The 17,651-nt window shown below is 68.0% G+C and carries 9 protein-coding genes and 1 pseudogene; 8 read left to right on the plus strand and 2 right to left on the minus strand.

What is annotated here, in order from left to right:
* The first annotated feature begins 53 nt into the window (after positions 1 to 53).
* From ACAM49_RS10495 to ACAM49_RS10520, 6 genes and pseudogenes are all read left to right on the plus strand, one after another.
* Entirely contained in the window at positions 54 to 512 is a 459-nt protein-coding gene (locus tag ACAM49_RS10495; protein ID WP_369635269.1) for an AMP-binding protein, read from the plus strand.
* Positions 513 to 560: 48 nt separating this feature from the next.
* A pseudogene (locus ACAM49_RS10500) lies at positions 561 to 3,662 on the plus strand (amino acid adenylation domain-containing protein); the annotation flags it as partial.
* Positions 3,639 to 10,898: an amino acid adenylation domain-containing protein gene (locus tag ACAM49_RS10505; protein ID WP_369635289.1), complete on the plus strand. Its 7,260-nt coding sequence runs from the start codon at positions 3,639 to 3,641 to the stop codon at positions 10,896 to 10,898. The pseudogene ACAM49_RS10500 and the gene ACAM49_RS10505, both read left to right, overlap by 24 nt.
* The gene (locus ACAM49_RS10510) at positions 10,895 to 11,869 is read left to right on the plus strand and encodes an ATP-binding cassette domain-containing protein (RefSeq protein ID WP_369635270.1); all 975 of its coding nucleotides are present in this window, start codon (positions 10,895 to 10,897) and stop codon (positions 11,867 to 11,869) included. Before ACAM49_RS10505 ends, ACAM49_RS10510 begins: the two co-directional genes overlap by 4 nt.
* Positions 11,866 to 12,687 carry an ABC transporter permease gene (locus ACAM49_RS10515; protein WP_369635271.1) on the plus strand — a complete coding sequence of 274 codons (822 nt, stop codon included), beginning with the start codon at positions 11,866 to 11,868 and terminating at the stop codon, positions 12,685 to 12,687. The genes ACAM49_RS10510 and ACAM49_RS10515 overlap by 4 nt, the downstream gene beginning before the upstream one ends.
* The gene (locus tag ACAM49_RS10520) at positions 12,684 to 13,451 is read left to right on the plus strand and encodes an ABC transporter permease (RefSeq protein WP_369635272.1); all 768 of its coding nucleotides are present in this window, start codon (positions 12,684 to 12,686) and stop codon (positions 13,449 to 13,451) included. Before ACAM49_RS10515 ends, ACAM49_RS10520 begins: the two co-directional genes overlap by 4 nt.
* Before the next feature lie 158 nt (positions 13,452 to 13,609).
* On the opposite strand, the gene ACAM49_RS10525 is transcribed toward ACAM49_RS10520, so the two are convergent.
* Positions 13,610 to 14,812: a cytochrome P450 gene (locus ACAM49_RS10525; RefSeq protein ID WP_369635273.1), complete on the minus strand. Its 1,203-nt coding sequence runs from the start codon at positions 14,810 to 14,812 to the stop codon at positions 13,610 to 13,612.
* Between the two features lie 250 nt (positions 14,813 to 15,062).
* Between ACAM49_RS10525 and ACAM49_RS10530 the strand changes: the two genes are divergently transcribed.
* Positions 15,063 to 15,770 carry a GNAT family N-acetyltransferase gene (locus ACAM49_RS10530; RefSeq protein ID WP_369635274.1) on the plus strand — a complete coding sequence of 236 codons (708 nt, stop codon included), beginning with the start codon at positions 15,063 to 15,065 and terminating at the stop codon, positions 15,768 to 15,770.
* 25 nt (positions 15,771 to 15,795) lie between these two features.
* The gene (locus ACAM49_RS10535) at positions 15,796 to 16,248 is read left to right on the plus strand and encodes an adenylyl-sulfate kinase (protein ID WP_369635275.1); all 453 of its coding nucleotides are present in this window, start codon (positions 15,796 to 15,798) and stop codon (positions 16,246 to 16,248) included.
* A gap of 477 nt (positions 16,249 to 16,725) precedes the next feature.
* On the opposite strand, the gene ACAM49_RS10540 is transcribed toward ACAM49_RS10535, so the two are convergent.
* The gene (locus ACAM49_RS10540) at positions 16,726 to 17,160 is read right to left on the minus strand and encodes a transposase (protein WP_369635276.1); all 435 of its coding nucleotides are present in this window, start codon (positions 17,158 to 17,160) and stop codon (positions 16,726 to 16,728) included.
* Positions 17,161 to 17,651 lie beyond the last annotated feature (491 nt).

Consider the following 17,651-nt stretch of genomic DNA (forward strand, 5'->3'; position numbering starts at 1 on the left):
CCCGATGGCGTGCGTAATCGTGTGCGTTCAATGACTCGGGAGGATTGATCGGAATGTCTTCGACTGCGATGTTGTCCGGGCGGACGGGTACGGGCGCGCTGACCGATGGAGTGGTGGCGGTGCCGTCGTATCCGGATGGGATTGTCGCCTCCGATGGGCGGTTCGAGTTGAGCTATGCCGAGCTGGATCGCTGGTCGAATCGGCTGGCGCGCATGCTGCTGCGGCGGGGAGCGGGGCCGGGGTGCCTGGTAGGGATGGCGGCGGTGCCGGAATTCGAGACCGTCGCGGTGCGGCATGCCCTGGCGAAGGTCGGTTGCGGGTCGGTGCGGGTCGAGGCGGGAGTGTTCCTGCCCGCGACCACGGTGGGTGTGACCGTGCACGCGCGGCGGGAGGGGTTGAGCGACTCGGTCCGGTGGCTGGTGCTGGATGACCGGGAGACCCTGCGGGAGTACCTGAGCACCTCCGGGGCCGCGCTGACGACGGCCGAGTTGGGTGGGCGGCGCGCGAGCTGACCTCTCCCGCACCGACAACCGACTCTCACCTTCGCAGACAGGACAACCATGCTCCAAGCCGCCGTGGGGGATACCGGCCCGGCCTCCGAAGTATTCGAATTGTCCGCCGCACAGCGCGGCATCTGGTTCGCCCAGCAGGTCGCGGGCACCGTCCCGATTTCCATTGCGCAGTATGTCGAATTCAGTGGGGAAGTCGACATAAACATTTTGGCTCGGGCCGTGCGCCGGGCCGGGCGGGAATTCGGGACGGGTGGGCTGCGACTGATCGAAAACGGCGGTGTGCCGGGGCAGATGGTTGATCCGGAGCTCGATATCGAAGTCGAGGTCGTGGATCTGCGCGGGGAAGCCGATCCGGCGGAAGCCGCGCTGGCCTGGATGCGATCCGAATACGCGACACCGGTGGATCTGTATGCGGATCGGCTGGTCCGGGTGGCACTGCTGCGGTTGGATACCGAATCCTGGTTCCTGTATTCCCGAATGCACCACATCGTTATCGACGGTGCGGGCGCGATGACCATGATGCAGCGGACCAGTGAGATCCATGACGCGCTGCTCGCCGGACGGGAAGTGCCGCCCGCGCGTGCTGCCGCACTGCGGGATGTCGTGGGCGATGATCTCGCCTATCGGGATTCGAGCCGAATGCGAGCCGACCGCGAGTATTGGCACGACCATCTCGCGGGAATGTCCGAGCCGGTGACCCTGGCCGGGCGCAGCGGCGGCGTGGCGGCGCAACCGACGCTCGTATCGGATGAATTGCCGCCCGCCACGGCGAAATTGCTGGAGCGAATGGCAGCGGCCGAATCGGGGAGTATCGCGCCGATTGTGGTCGCCGCCTTCGCGGCGTATCTGGGGGCCATGACCGACGGGCCGGAAGTGACGCTGGGGCTGCCGGTTTCGGGTCGGACCACCGCGGCATTGCGCAGGTCCGGCGGGATGGTCGCGAATGTGGTGCCCCTGCGGCTGGTTCGGGATCCGCGGATGACCGTCGGCGAACTGCTCGGGGCCACCCAGCGCGAATTGACCGGCGCGCTGCGGCGGCAGCGGTATCGGCAGGAGGATATTTTCCGGGATCTGGGCCACACCATGGATATCGCGACCTCGTTCGGGCCGACGGTGAATCTCATGATGTTCGACAACCGGATTCATCTCGGGCCGGTGGTCGGGCGGCTTCATGTGCTAATTTCGGGGCTGATCGACGATCTGTTCGTCAATGTGTATCCGGGCGTGGGTGGGGAGAGCACGCATCTGGATCTGCAGGGGAATCCGACGCTGTACGGGGCGGAGGAGTTGGCCGAGCACCATCGGCGGTTCGTCGACTATCTGCATCGATTCCTGGAGGCGGGCACCGAGGTTGCGCTGTCGCGGATACCGGTCATTTCGGCGGCCGAGCGCGCGGCGCTGGTGCCGGTGCGGGGTGCGGCGTCAGCGATCCCGCGTACCCTGCCCGAAATCCTCGCGGCAGGTGCGGCTTTGGACCCCGAAGCGATCGCACTGATCGAGGGTGATCAAACGCTTACCTACGGCGAGCTGGATGCCTGGTCGAATCGGCTGGCGCGGGTGCTGTTGCGCAGGGGTATCGGGCGTGAGCAGTTCGTGGTGCTGGCGCTGCCGCGGTCGATCGAGTCGGTGGTGGCGTTGTGGGCGGTCGCCAAGACGGGCGCGGCGTTCCTGCCGGTGGATCCGGGGCATCCGATCGATCGCATCGAGCATGTGCTGTCGGATTCGCGTGCGGCGCTGGGGATCACCTTGCGTGAGATAGGGGCTGGGCTGCCCGGCCTGGTCGACTGGCTGATGCTGGATGATCCCGACACAATTCGGCGGGCGGTGTCCGAGCCGGCGACCGCGGTGTCCGATGCCGAGCGGGGCGGGGCGATCCGGGCGGAGCAGCTCGCGTATCTGATCTATACGTCCGGGTCTACCGGGAAACCCAAGGCCGCGATGCTCGATCACCGCGGGCTGGCGAATTTCGTTGTCGAGCATGGGGAAACCATGCGGCTGGACCGGCACGCGCGGGTGCTGCATGCGGCTTCGCCGAGCTTCGATGCGTCGATTCTGGAGGCGCTGTTCGCGTTCGGGTGCGGCGGCAGCCTGGTGATCGCGCCGCCGGACGGGTACAGCGGTGCGGCGCTCGAGGAGCTGTTGCGGGAGCGGCGGGTGACGCACGCGTTGATCACGCCGTCGGTGCTGGCCACATTGAAGCCGGATGATCTGCCCGAATTGCGGACGCTGGCGGTTCTTGGTTAGGCGGTGGGGGCAGAGCTGGTGGCGCAGTGGGCGCTGGGGCGGCGGCTGGTTAATCTGTACGGGCCGACCGAAACCACCATTGTCGCAACGCGATCGGCCGAGTTGGGGGCGGATCTTCCGGTCACGCTGGGTGGGCCGGTGCGGGGGTTTTCGGTGCTGGTGCTCGACAGTTGGCTGCAGCCGGTGCCGCCGGGGGTTACCGGTGAGCTGTACCTCGCGGGGCCGGGGTTGGGTCGTGGGTATTTACGGAGGTTCGGGCTGAGTGCTTCCCGGTTCGTCGCGAATCCCTTTGGGGGACCGGGGGAGCGGATGTATCGCACCGGTGATCTGGTGCGGTGGACCGCAGAAGACGAGCCGCGACTGGTTTATCAGGGGCGGTCGGATTTCCAGGTGAAGATTCGTGGTCAGCGGATCGAGCTGGGGGAGATCGATGCTGCCCTGGCGGGGGCTCCGGGCGTGGAATTCGCTGTGACGCTGGGCGTGAACGGTCCGGCCGGGACTTCCGCGCTCGCGGCCTATGTGGTGCCCGATGCGGCGGGGTCGGTGGTCGATGTGGGGGAGCTTCGGGCCTATCTGGCCCAGCGGCTGCCCGCGTTCATGGTGCCCTCGGCGCTGGTGTTGATGGATGCTATTCCGTTGACGCCGGTGGGCAAGCTGGACCGGAAAGCATTGCCGGCACCGGTATTCGCCGATGACACGACCGAATACCGGGCACCGAGCAGCCCGGTGCAGGCGACGCTGGCCGCGTTGTTCGCCGATCTGCTGGGGCGCGATCGCGTCGGAGTAGATGACTCGTTCTTCGCGTTGGGTGGGGACAGCATCATTGCCCTGCAACTGGTTTCGCGGGCTCGGGCCGTGGGGCTGGTGTTCAGCGCTCGGGAGGTGTTCGACCACAAGAGCGTTGCGGGATTGGCCGCCGTCGCGACCACTGCTGAACCGCAGTCACCCGCTGAACCCGTCGAACCCTTCAGCCTCGTCACCGTGGCGGACGCCGACCTGCGACGCTGGCGGGACGAGCAGCCCGGACTGATCGACGTGTGGCCGCTCTCGCCGCTGCAGCAGGGCATGTACTTCCACACCCAGTTCGACCCCGCCGACGTCGATCGCTACTTGATTCAGACCCGGGCCGCGCTGGGCGGGTCGATCGATGCCGGGCGATTGCGGGCCGCCGCGCAGGCGGTGCTCGATCGGCACGACAGCCTGCGGGTCGCGTTCCGGGATTCGCCGGACGGGCCGCGGCAACTGGTGCTCGCACACGCGGAGGTGGCCTGGCGGGAAGTGGATCTCGGTGGCATTCAGGATGATCGAGCGCGGGACGAGGAGGTGCGGCGGGTCGCCGAGGCGGATGCGCGGACCCGTTTCGATCTGGCCCGTCCGCCGCTGCTGCGGTTGACGCTCATTCGGACGACGGCCGACACGTCGACGCTGCTCATCACCAGCCACCACCTCATCCTCGACGGCTGGTCCATGCCGCTGCTGATCAAGGAGCTACTCGCCGGATACATCAGTGGGGTAACGGATTTCGAGGAACTCCGACCGTCTGCACCCTCCTATGCGGGGTTCCTGTCCTGGCTGGCAAGCGACGACGGGGTCGGAATCGAGGCCTGGACAGAGCTTCTGCGGGGCCTGGACGCGGCCACGCTGGCGCTGCCCGCACCGGCCGATCCGGGGCCGATCGGGGCGGGGACCGTGTCTGTCGGGCTGTCCGACGAGATCGCCGCGCGGCTGGAGACGGTGACGCGCGCGTCGGGTGCGACGGTGAACACCGCCCTGCAATTGGCCTGGTCCCTGCTGCTGGCGACCGTGACGGGCCGGACCGATGTGGTGTTCGGCGCGACCGTGTCCGGGCGGCCCCCGCAGCTGGCGGGGGTCGAGGAGATGATCGGGCTGTTCATCAATACGCTGCCCGTGCGGGTCGCTCTCGATCCTCGTGACCGGGTGACCGATGTGCTCGGGCGGATGAGCGCGGAGCAGGTGCGCATGCTCGACCACCAGCACATCGGGCTGGCCGAGATCCATCGGGCCACGGGGCTGCCGGAGCTGTTCGACACCATTACCGTCTACGAATCGGTGCCCATCGATCGGGACGGGTTGAACGCGGCGCTGGACCGGGCGGGGATGCGGGTGCTGGAGGTCTCCGATCTGGAGACCGCGCCGTATCCGTTGAGCCTGAAGGTCGTTCCGGAGCCTGGCGAGGGTCGTGACCGGATGCGGATCGCGATCAATTACTGGACTTCGCGGCTGGATGCCGAGCGGGCCGGGATGCTGCTGGAGCGGTTTGTGCGGGTGCTCACCGATATCGCGATGGATCCGGAGCGCCGGGTCGCGCAGCTGGCGCCGGTCACCCAATCGGAACGGTTGGTGCTGGCACCGCTGCGTGGGGCGGACTCGGCGTCGCCGCGCACCTTGCACGAGATATTCACGGCGGGTGCGGCTTTGGATCCGGACGCGACGGCGATCGTGTCCGGGACGCGAACGATGTCCTATCGCGAATTGCGGGCGGAGTCCGAGCGGATCGCACGTCGGTTAGCGGCCGCGGGAGCCGGGCCGGAAACCATTGTGGCGCTGGCTGTCCCGCGGTCGCCGGAGCTGATCATCGGGGTCTGGGCGGTGGCGGCGGCCGGGGCCGCGTTCCTGCCGATCGATCCGGACCAGCCTGCCGAGCGGATCGAGCTCATGCTCGGGGACTCCGGTGCGACGCTGGGGCTGACCGATATGGCCCGCCGGTCCGTGCTGCCGGGGCAGGTGGAGTGGCTGGCATTCGACGATCCCGAAGCGACCGTTCCCGATCGGGTCGAGCTGCGGCGTCCACGGCTGGAGAACGCGGCGTGGATGATCTACACCTCCGGGTCGACGGGGATGCCGAAGGGGGTGCTCATCTCCCATCGCGGGATCGCGGATCTGGTTGCCTATCAGCAGGATTCCTTCGACATGGACAGGCGGGCCCGAGTGTTGCAGGTTGCCTCGCCCAGTTTCGATTCGTTCGTCTCCGAGCAGGTGCTGGCCTTCGCACGCGGGGCCACGGCGGTGGTCGCGCCGGCGGATGTGTACAGCGGTGATCAGCTGGCGGAATTGCTGCGCTCGCAGCGGGTTACGCACGCGATCATCACGCCGTCGGTGGTGGCCACCATGACGCCGCGAGATCTGCCGGAGTTGCGGTTCCTCGCGGTGGCGGGTGAGGCGGTGAGCGCGGATCTGGTGGCGCAGTGGTCCGCCGGGCGGCGCATGGTCAATCTCTACGGCCCCACCGAGACCACCATCTGGGCGACCGGGCCCGCCGAACTGCGTGCGGCGGAACCGGTGACGCTGGGGCGGCCGATTCGCGGGCTGGCGGCCATGGTGCTCGATACGTGGTTGCGGCCGGTGCCGCCGGGGGTCACCGGGGAGCTGTATCTCGCCGGTCCCGCACTGGCGCGGGGGTATACGGGGCGATTCGCGCGTAGCGCGGAACGGTTCGTGGCCAATCCCTTCGGCGAGCCCGGCGAGCGCATGTATCGCACCGGCGACCTGGTGCGGTGGACCGAGGAGGCCGAACCGCGGATCGAGTACCAGGGGCGGTCGGACTTCCAGGTGAAGATTCGCGGGCAGCGGATCGAGCTGGGGGAGATCGATGCGGCGCTCGTCGATGCGCCCGGCGTCGAGTACGCAGTGACGCTCGGGGTGCGCGGACCGTCGGGGGCACCGGCGTTGGCGGCCTACGTGGTACCCGCCGCCGGGGCGACGCCAACCGTGGGTGAGTTGCGCGCCTACCTGAGCGAGCGATTGCCCGCCGTGATGGTTCCGGCCGCTTACGTTGTCGTGGATGCCATTCCCTTGACGCCGGTCGGCAAGTTGGATCGGCGGGCGCTGCCCGAACCTGTATTCGACGATGACGCAGCGGAATACCGGGCACCCGGCAATCCCGCGGAGCTGGTTCTGGCCGGGCTGTTCGCCGAGCTGCTGGGGCGCGATCGGGTCGGCGTGGACGATTCGTTCTTCGCGCTGGGCGGTGACAGCATCATCGCCTTGCGACTCGTCTCCCAGGCGCGCGGGGTCGGGCTGGAGTTCTCCGCGCGGGAGGTGTTCGAGCACAAGACTGTTGCCGGGCTGGCGGCCGTCGCCGCGACCACGGCGGCGGAATCGTCGGTGGTTCCGGTGGAGCCGTTCAGCCTGGTCGCCGAAACCGATTCCGAGCGTTGGAGGCTGGAGTATCCGCGACTGGTCGATGTGTGGCCGCTGTCGCCGCTACAGCAGGGCATGTACTTCCACAGCCGATTCGATCCCGACGCCGAGGATCGCTATTTGCTGCAGACCCGCACCGAGTTGACGGGCGCTCTCGACACTGCGCGGCTGCGTTCGGCCGCAAAGGGTTTGGTGGAGCGGCACGACATCTTGCGGGTGGCCTTCGTGGAATCCGAAGACGGGCCGCGTCAGGTCGTGCTGGACGACGGCGAAATCGGCTGGCGGGAAATCGATCTGACCGAGTTCGGGGGCGATCGTGAGCAGGAGCTCGCGCGGCTGGTCGAGGAGGATGCGCGCACTCGATTCGACCTGACTCGCCCGCCGCTGCTGCGGCTGACTCTCATCCGGACCGCGGCGGAGGACTGGACGCTGCTCATCACCAGCCATCATCTGATTCTGGATGGCTGGTCGATGCCGGTGCTGATTCAGCAGCTGCTCACCGGATATCTCACCGGCCCAACGGATCCCGAGGGCATGCGGCCGACACAGTCTTACGCGCGGTTCCTGGCCTGGCTCGCCGACCGTGACGATGCGGCGATCACGGCCTGGACCGAGACGTTGCATGGTGTCGACGTGCCGACGCTGGCGTTCCCGGCGGTCGATTCGGCGGCACCGGTTTCCGGCACGGTGTCGGTGGAGCTGCCCGCCGCGATGAGCGCCGAGCTGAACCGGACCGTCGGCGCCGCCGGGGTCACCGTGAATACCGCCCTGCAGGTGGCCTGGTCGCTACTGTTGTCGACCCTGACCGGTCGCACCGATGTGGTGTTCGGCGCGACCGTGTCCGGGCGGCCTCCACAGCTCGCCGGGGTCGAGGAGATGATCGGCCTGTTCATCAATACGGTGCCGGTCCGCATCACCCTCGATCCCGGCGAATCCATCGGCGAGCTCCTCACTCGCGTGGGCTCCGAACAAGCCCGGCTGCTCGAGCATCAACACCTCGGGCTGGCCGAAATCCACCGTGCCGTGGGCGTGCCCGAACTGTTCGACACCATGACCGTCTACGAATCGGTGCCGATCGACCGGGATGGGTTGAACGGGGTGCTGGAGCGGGCAGGGCTGCGGCTGCGCGATATCGCCGATACCGAGACCGCGCCATATCCGTTGAGCCTCAAGGTCACTCCACGGCCGGACGGTGACGGGCGGACCGCGTTGCGGGTCACGCTCAATTACTGGAGCGGTCAGGTGGATGCCGGCGCGGCCGGGGCGTTGCTCGAGCGGTTCGTGGAGCTGCTCATCGAGATCGCCATGCACCCGCGCCGTGCCGTCGCGCAGCTGCCCGCCGCCACCGTGCGGGAGCGGCGGGCGCTGGCCCCGCGGCGTGGCGCGGACTCCAGGGTGCCGCGTGCGCTGCACGAAATTCTCGCCGCGGCAGCGGTTTCCGGGCCGGACTCGACCGCGATCGTGGCCGGGTCCCAGACCATGACCTATGCCGACCTCGATGCCTGGTCCAACCGCATCGCCCGGGTGCTGCTGCGGCACGGTGTGGGCCGCGAGGTGTTCGTGGTGCTGGCGCTGACCCGGTCGCTGGAATCGCTGGTGGCATTGTGGGCGGTCGCCAAGACCGGCGCGGCGTTCCTGCCGGTGGATCCGGGCCATCCGATCGACCGCATCGAGCATGTGCTGGCCGATTCCCGGGCGCCGATCGGGATTACCGTGCGCGATATCCGCGCCGATCTGCCCGATACCGTCGACTGGCTGGTTCTCGACGATCTGGGCTCGCTGCGGCACGCCATGACCGTGTCCGAGGGGCCGCTGACCGATCGGGAGCGGGGCGGGCCGATCACGCTGGACCAGATCGCCTATCTGATCTACACCTCCGGATCCACCGGCAAGCCCAAGGCAGTGCTGCTCGATCATCACGGGCTGGCGAATTTCGTTGCCGAGGAACTGGAAACGATGCGATTGGACCGGGACGCGCGGGTGCTGCACGTGGCCTCGCCCAGCTTCGACGCGTCGATCCTGGAGGTCCTGCACGCCTTCGGCTCCGGGGCGACACTCGTGGTCGCACCGCCGGAGGCGTACAGCGGGCCGGATCTGGAAGACCTGCTGCGCGATCAGCATGTGACGCACGCGTTCGTCACGCCGTCGGTGCTGGCCACCATGCGGCCGCACGATCTGCCCGAGTTGCGGACGCTCGCGGTGGGTGGGGAGGCGGTGGGCGCGGAGCTGGTGGCGCAGTGGGCGCCGGGGCGGCAGCTGGTCAATCTGTACGGGCCGACCGAATCCACCATTGTCGCAACGCGATCCGCGGAGCTGACCGCTGACGGGCCGATCACGCTGGGTGGTCCGGTGCGGGGGTTCGAACTGCTGGTGCTGGACTCCTGGCTGCGGCCCGTGCCGCCCGGGGTGATCGGGGAGCTGTATGTGACCGGGCCCGCGCTGGCGCGGGGGTATTTCCATCGGTTCGGATTGACCTCGGCCCGGTTCGTTGCCAATCCCTTTGGCGGACCTGGGGATCGGATGTATCGCACGGGTGATCTGGTTCGGTGGACCACGGATGACGAGCCGCGGCTGGAGTATCAGGGGCGTTCGGATTTCCAGGTCAAGATTCGTGGCCAGCGGATCGAACTGGGGGAGATCGACACGGTGCTGGCGGGTGCGCCGGGCGTGGAATTCGCTGTGACGCTGGGGGTTCGCGGTCCGGCCGGGACGCCGGCGCTGGCCGCGTATGTGGTGCCCACCGGCGGTTCGGCACTCGCGGTCGGTGAGCTGCGGGCCTACCTGAGCGAACGCCTGCCCGCGGTCATGGTGCCCTCGGCCTTCGTCGTCCTCGACGCGATTCCCCTGACGCCGGTCGGCAAGCTCGACCGTAAGGCGCTGCCGGATCCGGTATTCACCGACGACACCACCGAATACCGGGCTCCCGGCAGTGCCACCGAAGAGATCCTGGCCGAGCTGTTCGCCGAACTGCTGGGCCGCGACCGGGTCGGTGTGGATGATTCGTTCTTCGCGCTCGGCGGCGACAGCATCATCGCCCTGCAACTCGTCGCGCGGGCGCGGAGCCGGGGTCTCACGCTGACACCCGCGCAGGTGTTCCAGCATCGGACGGTCGCCGCCCTCGCCGCCGGTACCGAGACCGGCGGCAGCTCGGCGCTGGGCCTGGACGTGGTGCTCCCGATCCGCCGCACCGGTGACGAACCGGCCCTGTTCTGCATTCATCCGGCGTCCGGAATCGCCTGGCCATTCCTCGGATTCGCCGAGACGCTGCGGCCGGGGCGGCCGATCTACGGGCTGCAGGCTCCCGAGCTTTCGGGGGAGGCGGCGATCGACTCCATTGCCGGATTCGCCGAGCGGTACGCGCGCGAGATCCGCGGCGTGCAGCCCGACGGGCCGTATCACCTGCTCGGGTGGTCCTTCGGCGGGATCATCGCGCACGCCGTCGCGGCTCGACTACGGGCCGACGGGGCCGAGGTGGGGGTGGTCGCCTTGCTGGACGCGGACGCCTCCAATGGTGCGCACGCCCAGCTCGACGGCGAAAGTGCCGATGTCACAGGTGAACTCGAAGTCGGTGCGTTGCTCGGCGAGTTCGGCGAACTGTTCGGACTGGCCGACATTCCCGCCGAGGCCACCGCCGCGCAGGCCGCCGAATTGATCGGCGCGCAACTGGGATCCGAGTCGCTGGTGACCGCGGAGCTGCTGGAGCGGCTCACCCGGTCCTACAACTCCGCGATCCGGCTCATGGACGGGTACCGGCGGCCCGCCTTCGACGGCGACATCCTGTTCTTCCGTGCCACGCAAGGTGTTTCGCGCATCGCGGATCCGAGCGCCTGGCAGAGGTATGTCGGCGGCGAGATCACCGTGCACGACATCGATGCCGAACACAGCCGGATGGCCACACCCGGAGCGTTGGCGCAGATCGCGCGCCTACTCGACGGCCACCTGTCCAAACCGCCCGCCACGGCAGGAGAGGAGCGTTCGTGACATCCAGCGGCGTGAGCGTCGAGGGCATCGAGAAATCGTTCGGCGGCGTATCCGCCTTGCGCGGCATAGATTTCGCGGCCGCGCCCGGGGAGATACTGGGTCTGCTCGGGCCCAACGGGGCGGGCAAGACGACCACGGTCAATGTGCTGTCCACCCTGCTCACACCCGACCGGGGGAAGGCGACGGTGGCCGGTCACGATGTGGTGCGCGAGGCCGCGGAGGTGCGGCGGTCCATCATGCTGACCGGACAGTTCGCGGCGCTCGACGACATGCTGTCCGGCTACGAGAACCTGGTGATGTTCGGGCGGCTGCAAGGGTTGAACAAGCGCGCCGCCCGGGCCCGCGCGGACGAACTGCTCGAGCTCGTCGAACTCACGGAGGCGGCGTCGCGGCGGGCCGGGACCTACTCCGGTGGGATGCGGCGGCGGATCGATATCGCGTGCGGGCTGGTCGTGCGGCCGCGGGTGGTGTTCCTCGACGAGCCCACCACCGGGCTGGATCCGCGCAGCCGCCAAGGCATTTGGGAGCTGGTCCGCGACTTCCGGAACGAGGGCATCACGACCTTGCTCACCACCCAATATCTGGAGGAAGCCGACGCGCTCTGCGATCGGATCGTGGTGATCGACCACGGCACGGTGGTCGCCGAGGGCACCCCCGACGAACTCAAGGCGCGCACGGGGTCCAGCTACTGCGAGATCATCCCGCTGCATCGGAGCGAACTGGGGATCATGGAGGCGGTCCTGGAACTGCTGGAGCCGCAACGGGACCCGGCCACACCCGACCGGCTCACCATCGCCGCGCCCGGCGGCGCGAAGACCGTGGCGGCGGTGCTGCGGCTGCTCGACAGTGCGGGAATCGAATTGAGCGATATCGCCCTGCGGCGGCCGTCGCTGGACGAGGTGTTCCTGTCTCTGACGGAGACGCCCGGCAAGCACGCGCTGGAGACGCGCGTCGAGGCGGTGCGTCCGTGACCGCCGCGCTTCGCTTCGAGCCGATACGGCCCAACCCGGCCGCCCTGCGCCAATGGTGGGTGCTCAGCCGCAGGACCATCGTGCCCGCCGTACGCTCGGGGGAGATGCTGACCTGCGTGATCGCCCCGGCGGTGTTCACCGCGGGGTTCTACATCCCGCTGAATCGCGTGATGTCCTTCGCCGGAACGGGATTCAGCAGCTACGCGCAGTTCATGATGCCGCTGGTGATCCTGCAGGCGAGCGCCTTCACCGCCATCTCCGCGGCCTTGCGTGCGGCCACCGACGCGGCGGCCGGGCTGGATCGCCGCTTCACCGCGATGCCGGTCGGCGCGCTGGTGCCGGTCGCGGCGCGGATGTCGGGGTCGGTTGTGCGACTGTGCATCTCGCTGGCGGCGGCCGTGGTCTGCGGGCACGTCATCGGGTTCCGGTTCCGGCTCGACGCGGCGCACACACTCGGCTTCCTGGGCTTCTCGCTATTGATCGGGATCGTGTTCACCCTCGCCGCCGACGTGGTGGGCACCGCGTCGCGCAGTCCCGAATCGATCACCCAGATCCTGGGATTGCCGCCCTTGATTCTCGGCATGCTCTCGAGCGGGCTGGCCCCGGTCGGCCAATTCCCGCACTGGATACAGCCTTTCGTGCGCAACCAGCCCGTCTCCCAGTTCGTCGGCGTGCTGCGAGCGCTCGCGGGCGACACCGGCGCGCGTACCGCCGGGGTGACGCTCGCGCTGGTCGGGCCCTCGCTGATTTGGATCGCGGCGATCATCGTCCTCTGTGTGCCGCTGGCCTGGCGGTTGAATACCAGGAGCCGCGCATGACCACGGTCCTGGTGCGCGACACCATGATTCAGACTCAGCGCCTACTGCTGCGCTGGACGCGGCACCCGGTCACGCTGCTGGAAACCCTCATCATCCCGTGCCTGCTGTTGTTCGTGCTCAATACCGTGATCGGCAGCCAGGTGAGCGGCTTCTCCGGCCACAACGCGCTCTACGGTTCGGTGCCGATGGTCGCGGTAATCGGTGCGCTGTCGGGAGCGGTCGCCAGCGGCGCGATGCTGTGGCGGGAACGCGAAGCCGGTCTGCTGGCCCGCTTCTGGGTGCTGCCGATCCACCGCGCCTCGGGTCCCGCATCCCGCGTCCTGGCCGAGGGCACCCGGATCCTGGTCGGCACGGTGATCATCGTCGCCTTCGGCTACCTGCTGGGCTTCCGCTTCCACCAGGGTGTGTTCGCCGCCCTCGCCTTCCTGCTGATCCCGGTGCTGCTCGGGCTCGGCTTCGCCACCATGGTCACCGCCCTCGCCGCCTCCGCCCCCAAAGCGACACTGGTGGAGAGCATGACGATTCTGACCTCGCTGCTGATGTTCTTCAGCACCGGCTTCGTCCCGGCCACCGCGTATCCGGACTGGATTCGGCCCGTGGTGCAGCACCAGCCGATCTCGGTCACCATCGACGCCATGCGCGCGCTGTCCGAGGGTGGCCCGCTGGCGCGGCCGCTGACTCTGACGCTCGCCTGGTCGCTGGGCGCGCTGTGCGTCTTCGCGGTCCCCGCCGCCCTCGCCTACCGCCGCGCGAGCAGGCGCTAGCTCAGCCGGGCACGGAGGATATTGCCGAGTTGGCTGGAGAGCATCAGGTCGCCTGTGGCAGCTCGGTGAGGACAGAACGGTCGGCCGGTCGCGAAGTCTCGGCCCAGCCTTCGGCGGGAAAGGGTAAAGCTCAGGCCGTGAATGTCACGGCCGCGCGATCACCAGGCCGCCGGGAGGCTCTTCGGGCCGCGCAGGAGCATGCCGGATTTCCAGGGGACCTCGTCGGCGGGGACCGCCAGCCGCAGGTTCGGGAAGCGGCGCAGCAGCGCGGTGAGCGCGACTTGGAGTTCGAGGCGGGCGAGCTGGGCGCCGATGCAGTGGTGGAAGCCGTGGCCGAAGGCCAAGTGCGAGTTGTGATGTCGGTCCAGGGTCAGGGCGTGCGGGTCCTCGAACACCGATTCGTCGCGGTTCGCGGCCTGGAGATCGACGAAAAGGGCCTCGCCGGCGCGGACGAGGGTCCCCGCGATCTCGACATCCTCGCTCGCGATGCGGGGAAACGCGCCGCCATTGCCCAGCTGGATGAAGCGCAGCAGTTCCTCCACGGCGGTCGGGACGAGCTCCGGGTCCGCGCGCAGGCGTTCCCACGCACCCGGCGTGGTGAGCAGCGTGTAGGTGAAATTGGAGATCTGGTTCGCCGTGGTCTCGTGACCGGCGACCAGCAGGGTGATGCCGAGGGTGATCAGTTCGTCCTCGGTCAGGCGGTCCTCGTTGTCGCGGGCCGCCACCAACGCGCCCAGCAGATCGTCGGTGGGATCGGTGCGGCGCACCGCGATCTGCTCGGTGAGATAGGTGGTGAGCTCGGCATAGGCGGCCATCCGCTCCTCGGCGGTCACCGCGGTGGTCGACATGACCGCATCGGAGAATTCGCGGAACCGATGCTGATCCCGCGCCGGCACCCCGAGCATTTCGCAGATCACCGTGACCGGAACCGGCAATGCCAGCGCCGTCACCAGGTCGGCGGGCGAACCGGAATCCGCCATGGCCGTCAGCAGTTCGTCGACGATCTGCTCGGCGCGTGGCCGCAATTCCTGCACCCGGCGAGAGGTGAAGGCGGTCATTGTCAATTTGCGGACCCTCGTGAGCTCCGGCGGATCCATGCTGGTCAGCACGTTCGGCAGCGCCGGTGTTTCACGGACTCTCGGCACATCCTCCCGCCCCACAGTTGCCGCCCGCCCGAACCGCGGATCGCTGAGCACCGACCGCACCTCGGCATACCGGGTGACCAGCCACGCCTCCCCGCCGAACGGCAGCCGCACCCGCGAGATCGGTTCCTCCCGTTGCAGTTTCGCCGCCATCGGATGCTGATCGAGCCGAACCGGATCGCCGAACGGATAACGGTGCACGCCGGCATCAATGGTCACGCGGTACTCCTTTTCCCCGAAAGGCCGTGGAAGTGCGCCGCGGCCCCCGTCGACGATCGAGTTCCTTTATGCGGAACGGAAATTCGTGCGCCGACTGCTGACCGAGAGTACCCGGATCGGTAGTCCGATGCCCCGGACTTGTCAACGCGGTGACACCGGCACATCGGAATCGGGCTGAGCGCAACCGGTTCCAGAGGTCGTTCGCGTCGCTAATGTGCTGTGGCTGAACCCTGATCCGGAGGAGTGCGCGTTGACCGTTGAATCTGCCATCGATATCGAAACCTCGCTGCACCCGCTGGACGACCCGGTGCGGGCGTCACTGCGGGGCGAACATCGGCGATTCGCTACCTGGTCGGGGCGGGTGGGGCGCTACGACCCGGAAGTGGCCAGGTTCATCGGGCATCCACCGGCGCTGGACGAACAGGATTGGGCGGACCTGGCCACCTTGCTCGGGCCGGGTGGCAGCACCGGACTGCGTGGCGCCGGCCACGAATTGCCCGACGGCTGGACGGTTCTCGCCGAATTCGGCTCGGTCCAGATGGACGGCACCGCGCTGCGCGTCGCCCATGACCCGGAGCTCGAGGTGCTCACGGCGGCCGACGTGCCCGAAATCCTCGACCTGATCGCCCGCACCGACCCCGGCCCCTACGCACCCCGCACCATAGAACTGGGCACCTACCTGGGCATGCGCATCGACGGCCGGCTGATCGCCATGGCCGGTGAACGCCTGCACCCACCCGGCTGGACCGAGATCAGCGCCGTCTGCACCGACGCCGAATACCGCGGCCGCGGCATCGCCACCCGCCTCATCCGCTCCGTCGGCGCGGGCATTCGCGCCCGCGGCGAAACCCCGTTCCTACACGCCGTCGCCCACAACACCACCGCCATCAGCCTCTACGAGACCCTCGGCTTCACCCTCCGCAAACGCGGCAAGCTCACCATCGTGCAGGCGCCCTGACCGCCGAGCCGATATCACGTGCAGTGTGGCTGAACTTCAACTCGGCCCGGCCTTCTCGGGCTCGGCGCTCGGGCGGCGTGCCATACGAAGCGGATGTCGGGCTCGCGCTCTTCATTCCGCGAGCCGTCCGTGTCCGGTCGATCTCGCACAGTTGCTCGCACGCAACGGGATCACGGCGATCGTCCCGGTCATCGCTCCCTACGCGCACAGCCGGCAGGCTGTGCGCGAACGCCACCATGCCGCGGCGATCCCGTTTTTGGAAATCCATGTCGCCGCGCCCGTCGCGGTGTGCTCGGCACGCGATGTCAAGGAGCTCTATGCCAAACAGGCCAGAGGAGAGATCTCAGGGCTGACGGGGGTCGACGCGCCGTACGAGGTGCCCGACGATCCTGATCTATGGCTCGAGACCCACCGTTTGTCCGTAGAGGAATCCGTGACGAAGGTCCACGCGCTTCTGCTGTCGAGGAATCTGATCTGACTGCTCGCGACTGTGATCCTCAGTCGCGATGCCGCTTGGCCAGTTATCCGCGCCATGTCCTCCCGATAGAGGGCATTGTCATCGAAGATTGCGTCGCCGATCTCGTTCGACGAGAGCCCTTTCCAGCTTTGCCGATGTCGTGGCGCCGGCTTTGCTGAGGCGGGTGTGGAGGACCCCCGACGGGCGCCGCGGATCAACTGCTGCAGAAGGTGGTTCGGGGCACGGCGCTGGAATGGGTGCAGTGCGGCAACTTCCGGGACACCGCCGCGAGGCACGTGAGGGGCAAGACGAACGATCCGCTGCGGGCCAGTGCCCAATTGGGGCGCAAGGAGGCGTCCACGATCGCGACCGTGCACTACATCGACTCGGAGGGATACACGTGTCCAGCAGTGGACAACGTTGTCGCGATGGAGTCGCTGCGACCCTCAAAACGTGAGCAAAGTTGGAATCTGGCGGCCGCCCGATCAGAGATCTCCCCTAGGCGTAGGGTTTCACGAGGTTGGCATCAGCCTTGCGCCGCGAGGATTCGGGCGCCTCGTAGGCGCACGGGGTGACGGTAAACCCACCACGAAATAGTCCGCCGATGCGCTGCATTCCACTGGTCAGCAGCGGTTTCCGACTTAGGTCGCCGGTGGTGTCGGCCAAAGTGATCAGCGCGGTCAGCACCGGTCCCAGGTGCCGTCGGCGGCGTAGCGGCGGTGGCGTTTCCAGACCGTTTGCCACGGCCCGAAGTTCGGGCAGGTCGCGTCCCGGCAGGCTGGACTGCAGCCGATACAGCATTCCTTCCACGATCAGGCGGTTGTTGGCGAAGTTACGGCCCACGTGGCCTTGGGATTTCGGCAGCAGTAGCTCCAGCAGTTCCCACTGCTTGTCGGTCAGAACCTGGTATCGATCACCGATCGCGGTCGCCACGGCGGTCATGATGCACGGTCGACCCCGCCTGCGGGGCCGACCGATTCACCATCAGGAGACAGGACCTAGTGTGCCGCGAGCGGTCAAGTCGATACGAGCCCGCACCGCGTCTTGGTTGTACGGAACGTCTTGCCCGAACTTGTAGCCGACGAATGCCCCTTCGCGGTGCCGCTGTCCCAGCGGTTCACCGACATAGCCGACCACGGGGTTCCGCCCTAGATGCCCGCCGGGATGGCGAACATGCGGGAGAGCGTGGCCGTCTCAGCGAGTGCGTCCGAACGCCCAAGTCCCTTGGCTGGGAACTTGATTCCGCCCGGAACCGAGGAGAGTCGCACTTGTCGCTGGGTGCATCCGGTTTGATGCCGCCAGCAATTAGCTTGGCGGTTGTCTGGTGTTCAGCTGTTCTTCGACTTCCCTGAATTCTTATGGCAGCAGCCGGGATTCGACGACCAATTCGGCCCCGCCAGGGCGGATCATGGTGGTCTGTCGAC

The sequence above is a fragment of the Nocardia sp. JMUB6875 genome, from assembly GCF_041154655.1.
Classification (GTDB): Bacteria; Actinomycetota; Actinomycetes; order Mycobacteriales; family Mycobacteriaceae; genus Nocardia.

What these genes read in the sequence shown, in the direction of transcription:
- ACAM49_RS10495 (WP_369635269.1), top strand. Translation starts at nt 54, where the DNA reads ATGTCTTCGACTGCGATGTTGTCCGGGCGGACGGGTACGGGCGCGCTG.
- ACAM49_RS10520 (WP_369635272.1), top strand. Translation starts at nt 12,684, where the DNA reads ATGACCACGGTCCTGGTGCGCGACACCATGATTCAGACTCAGCGCCTA.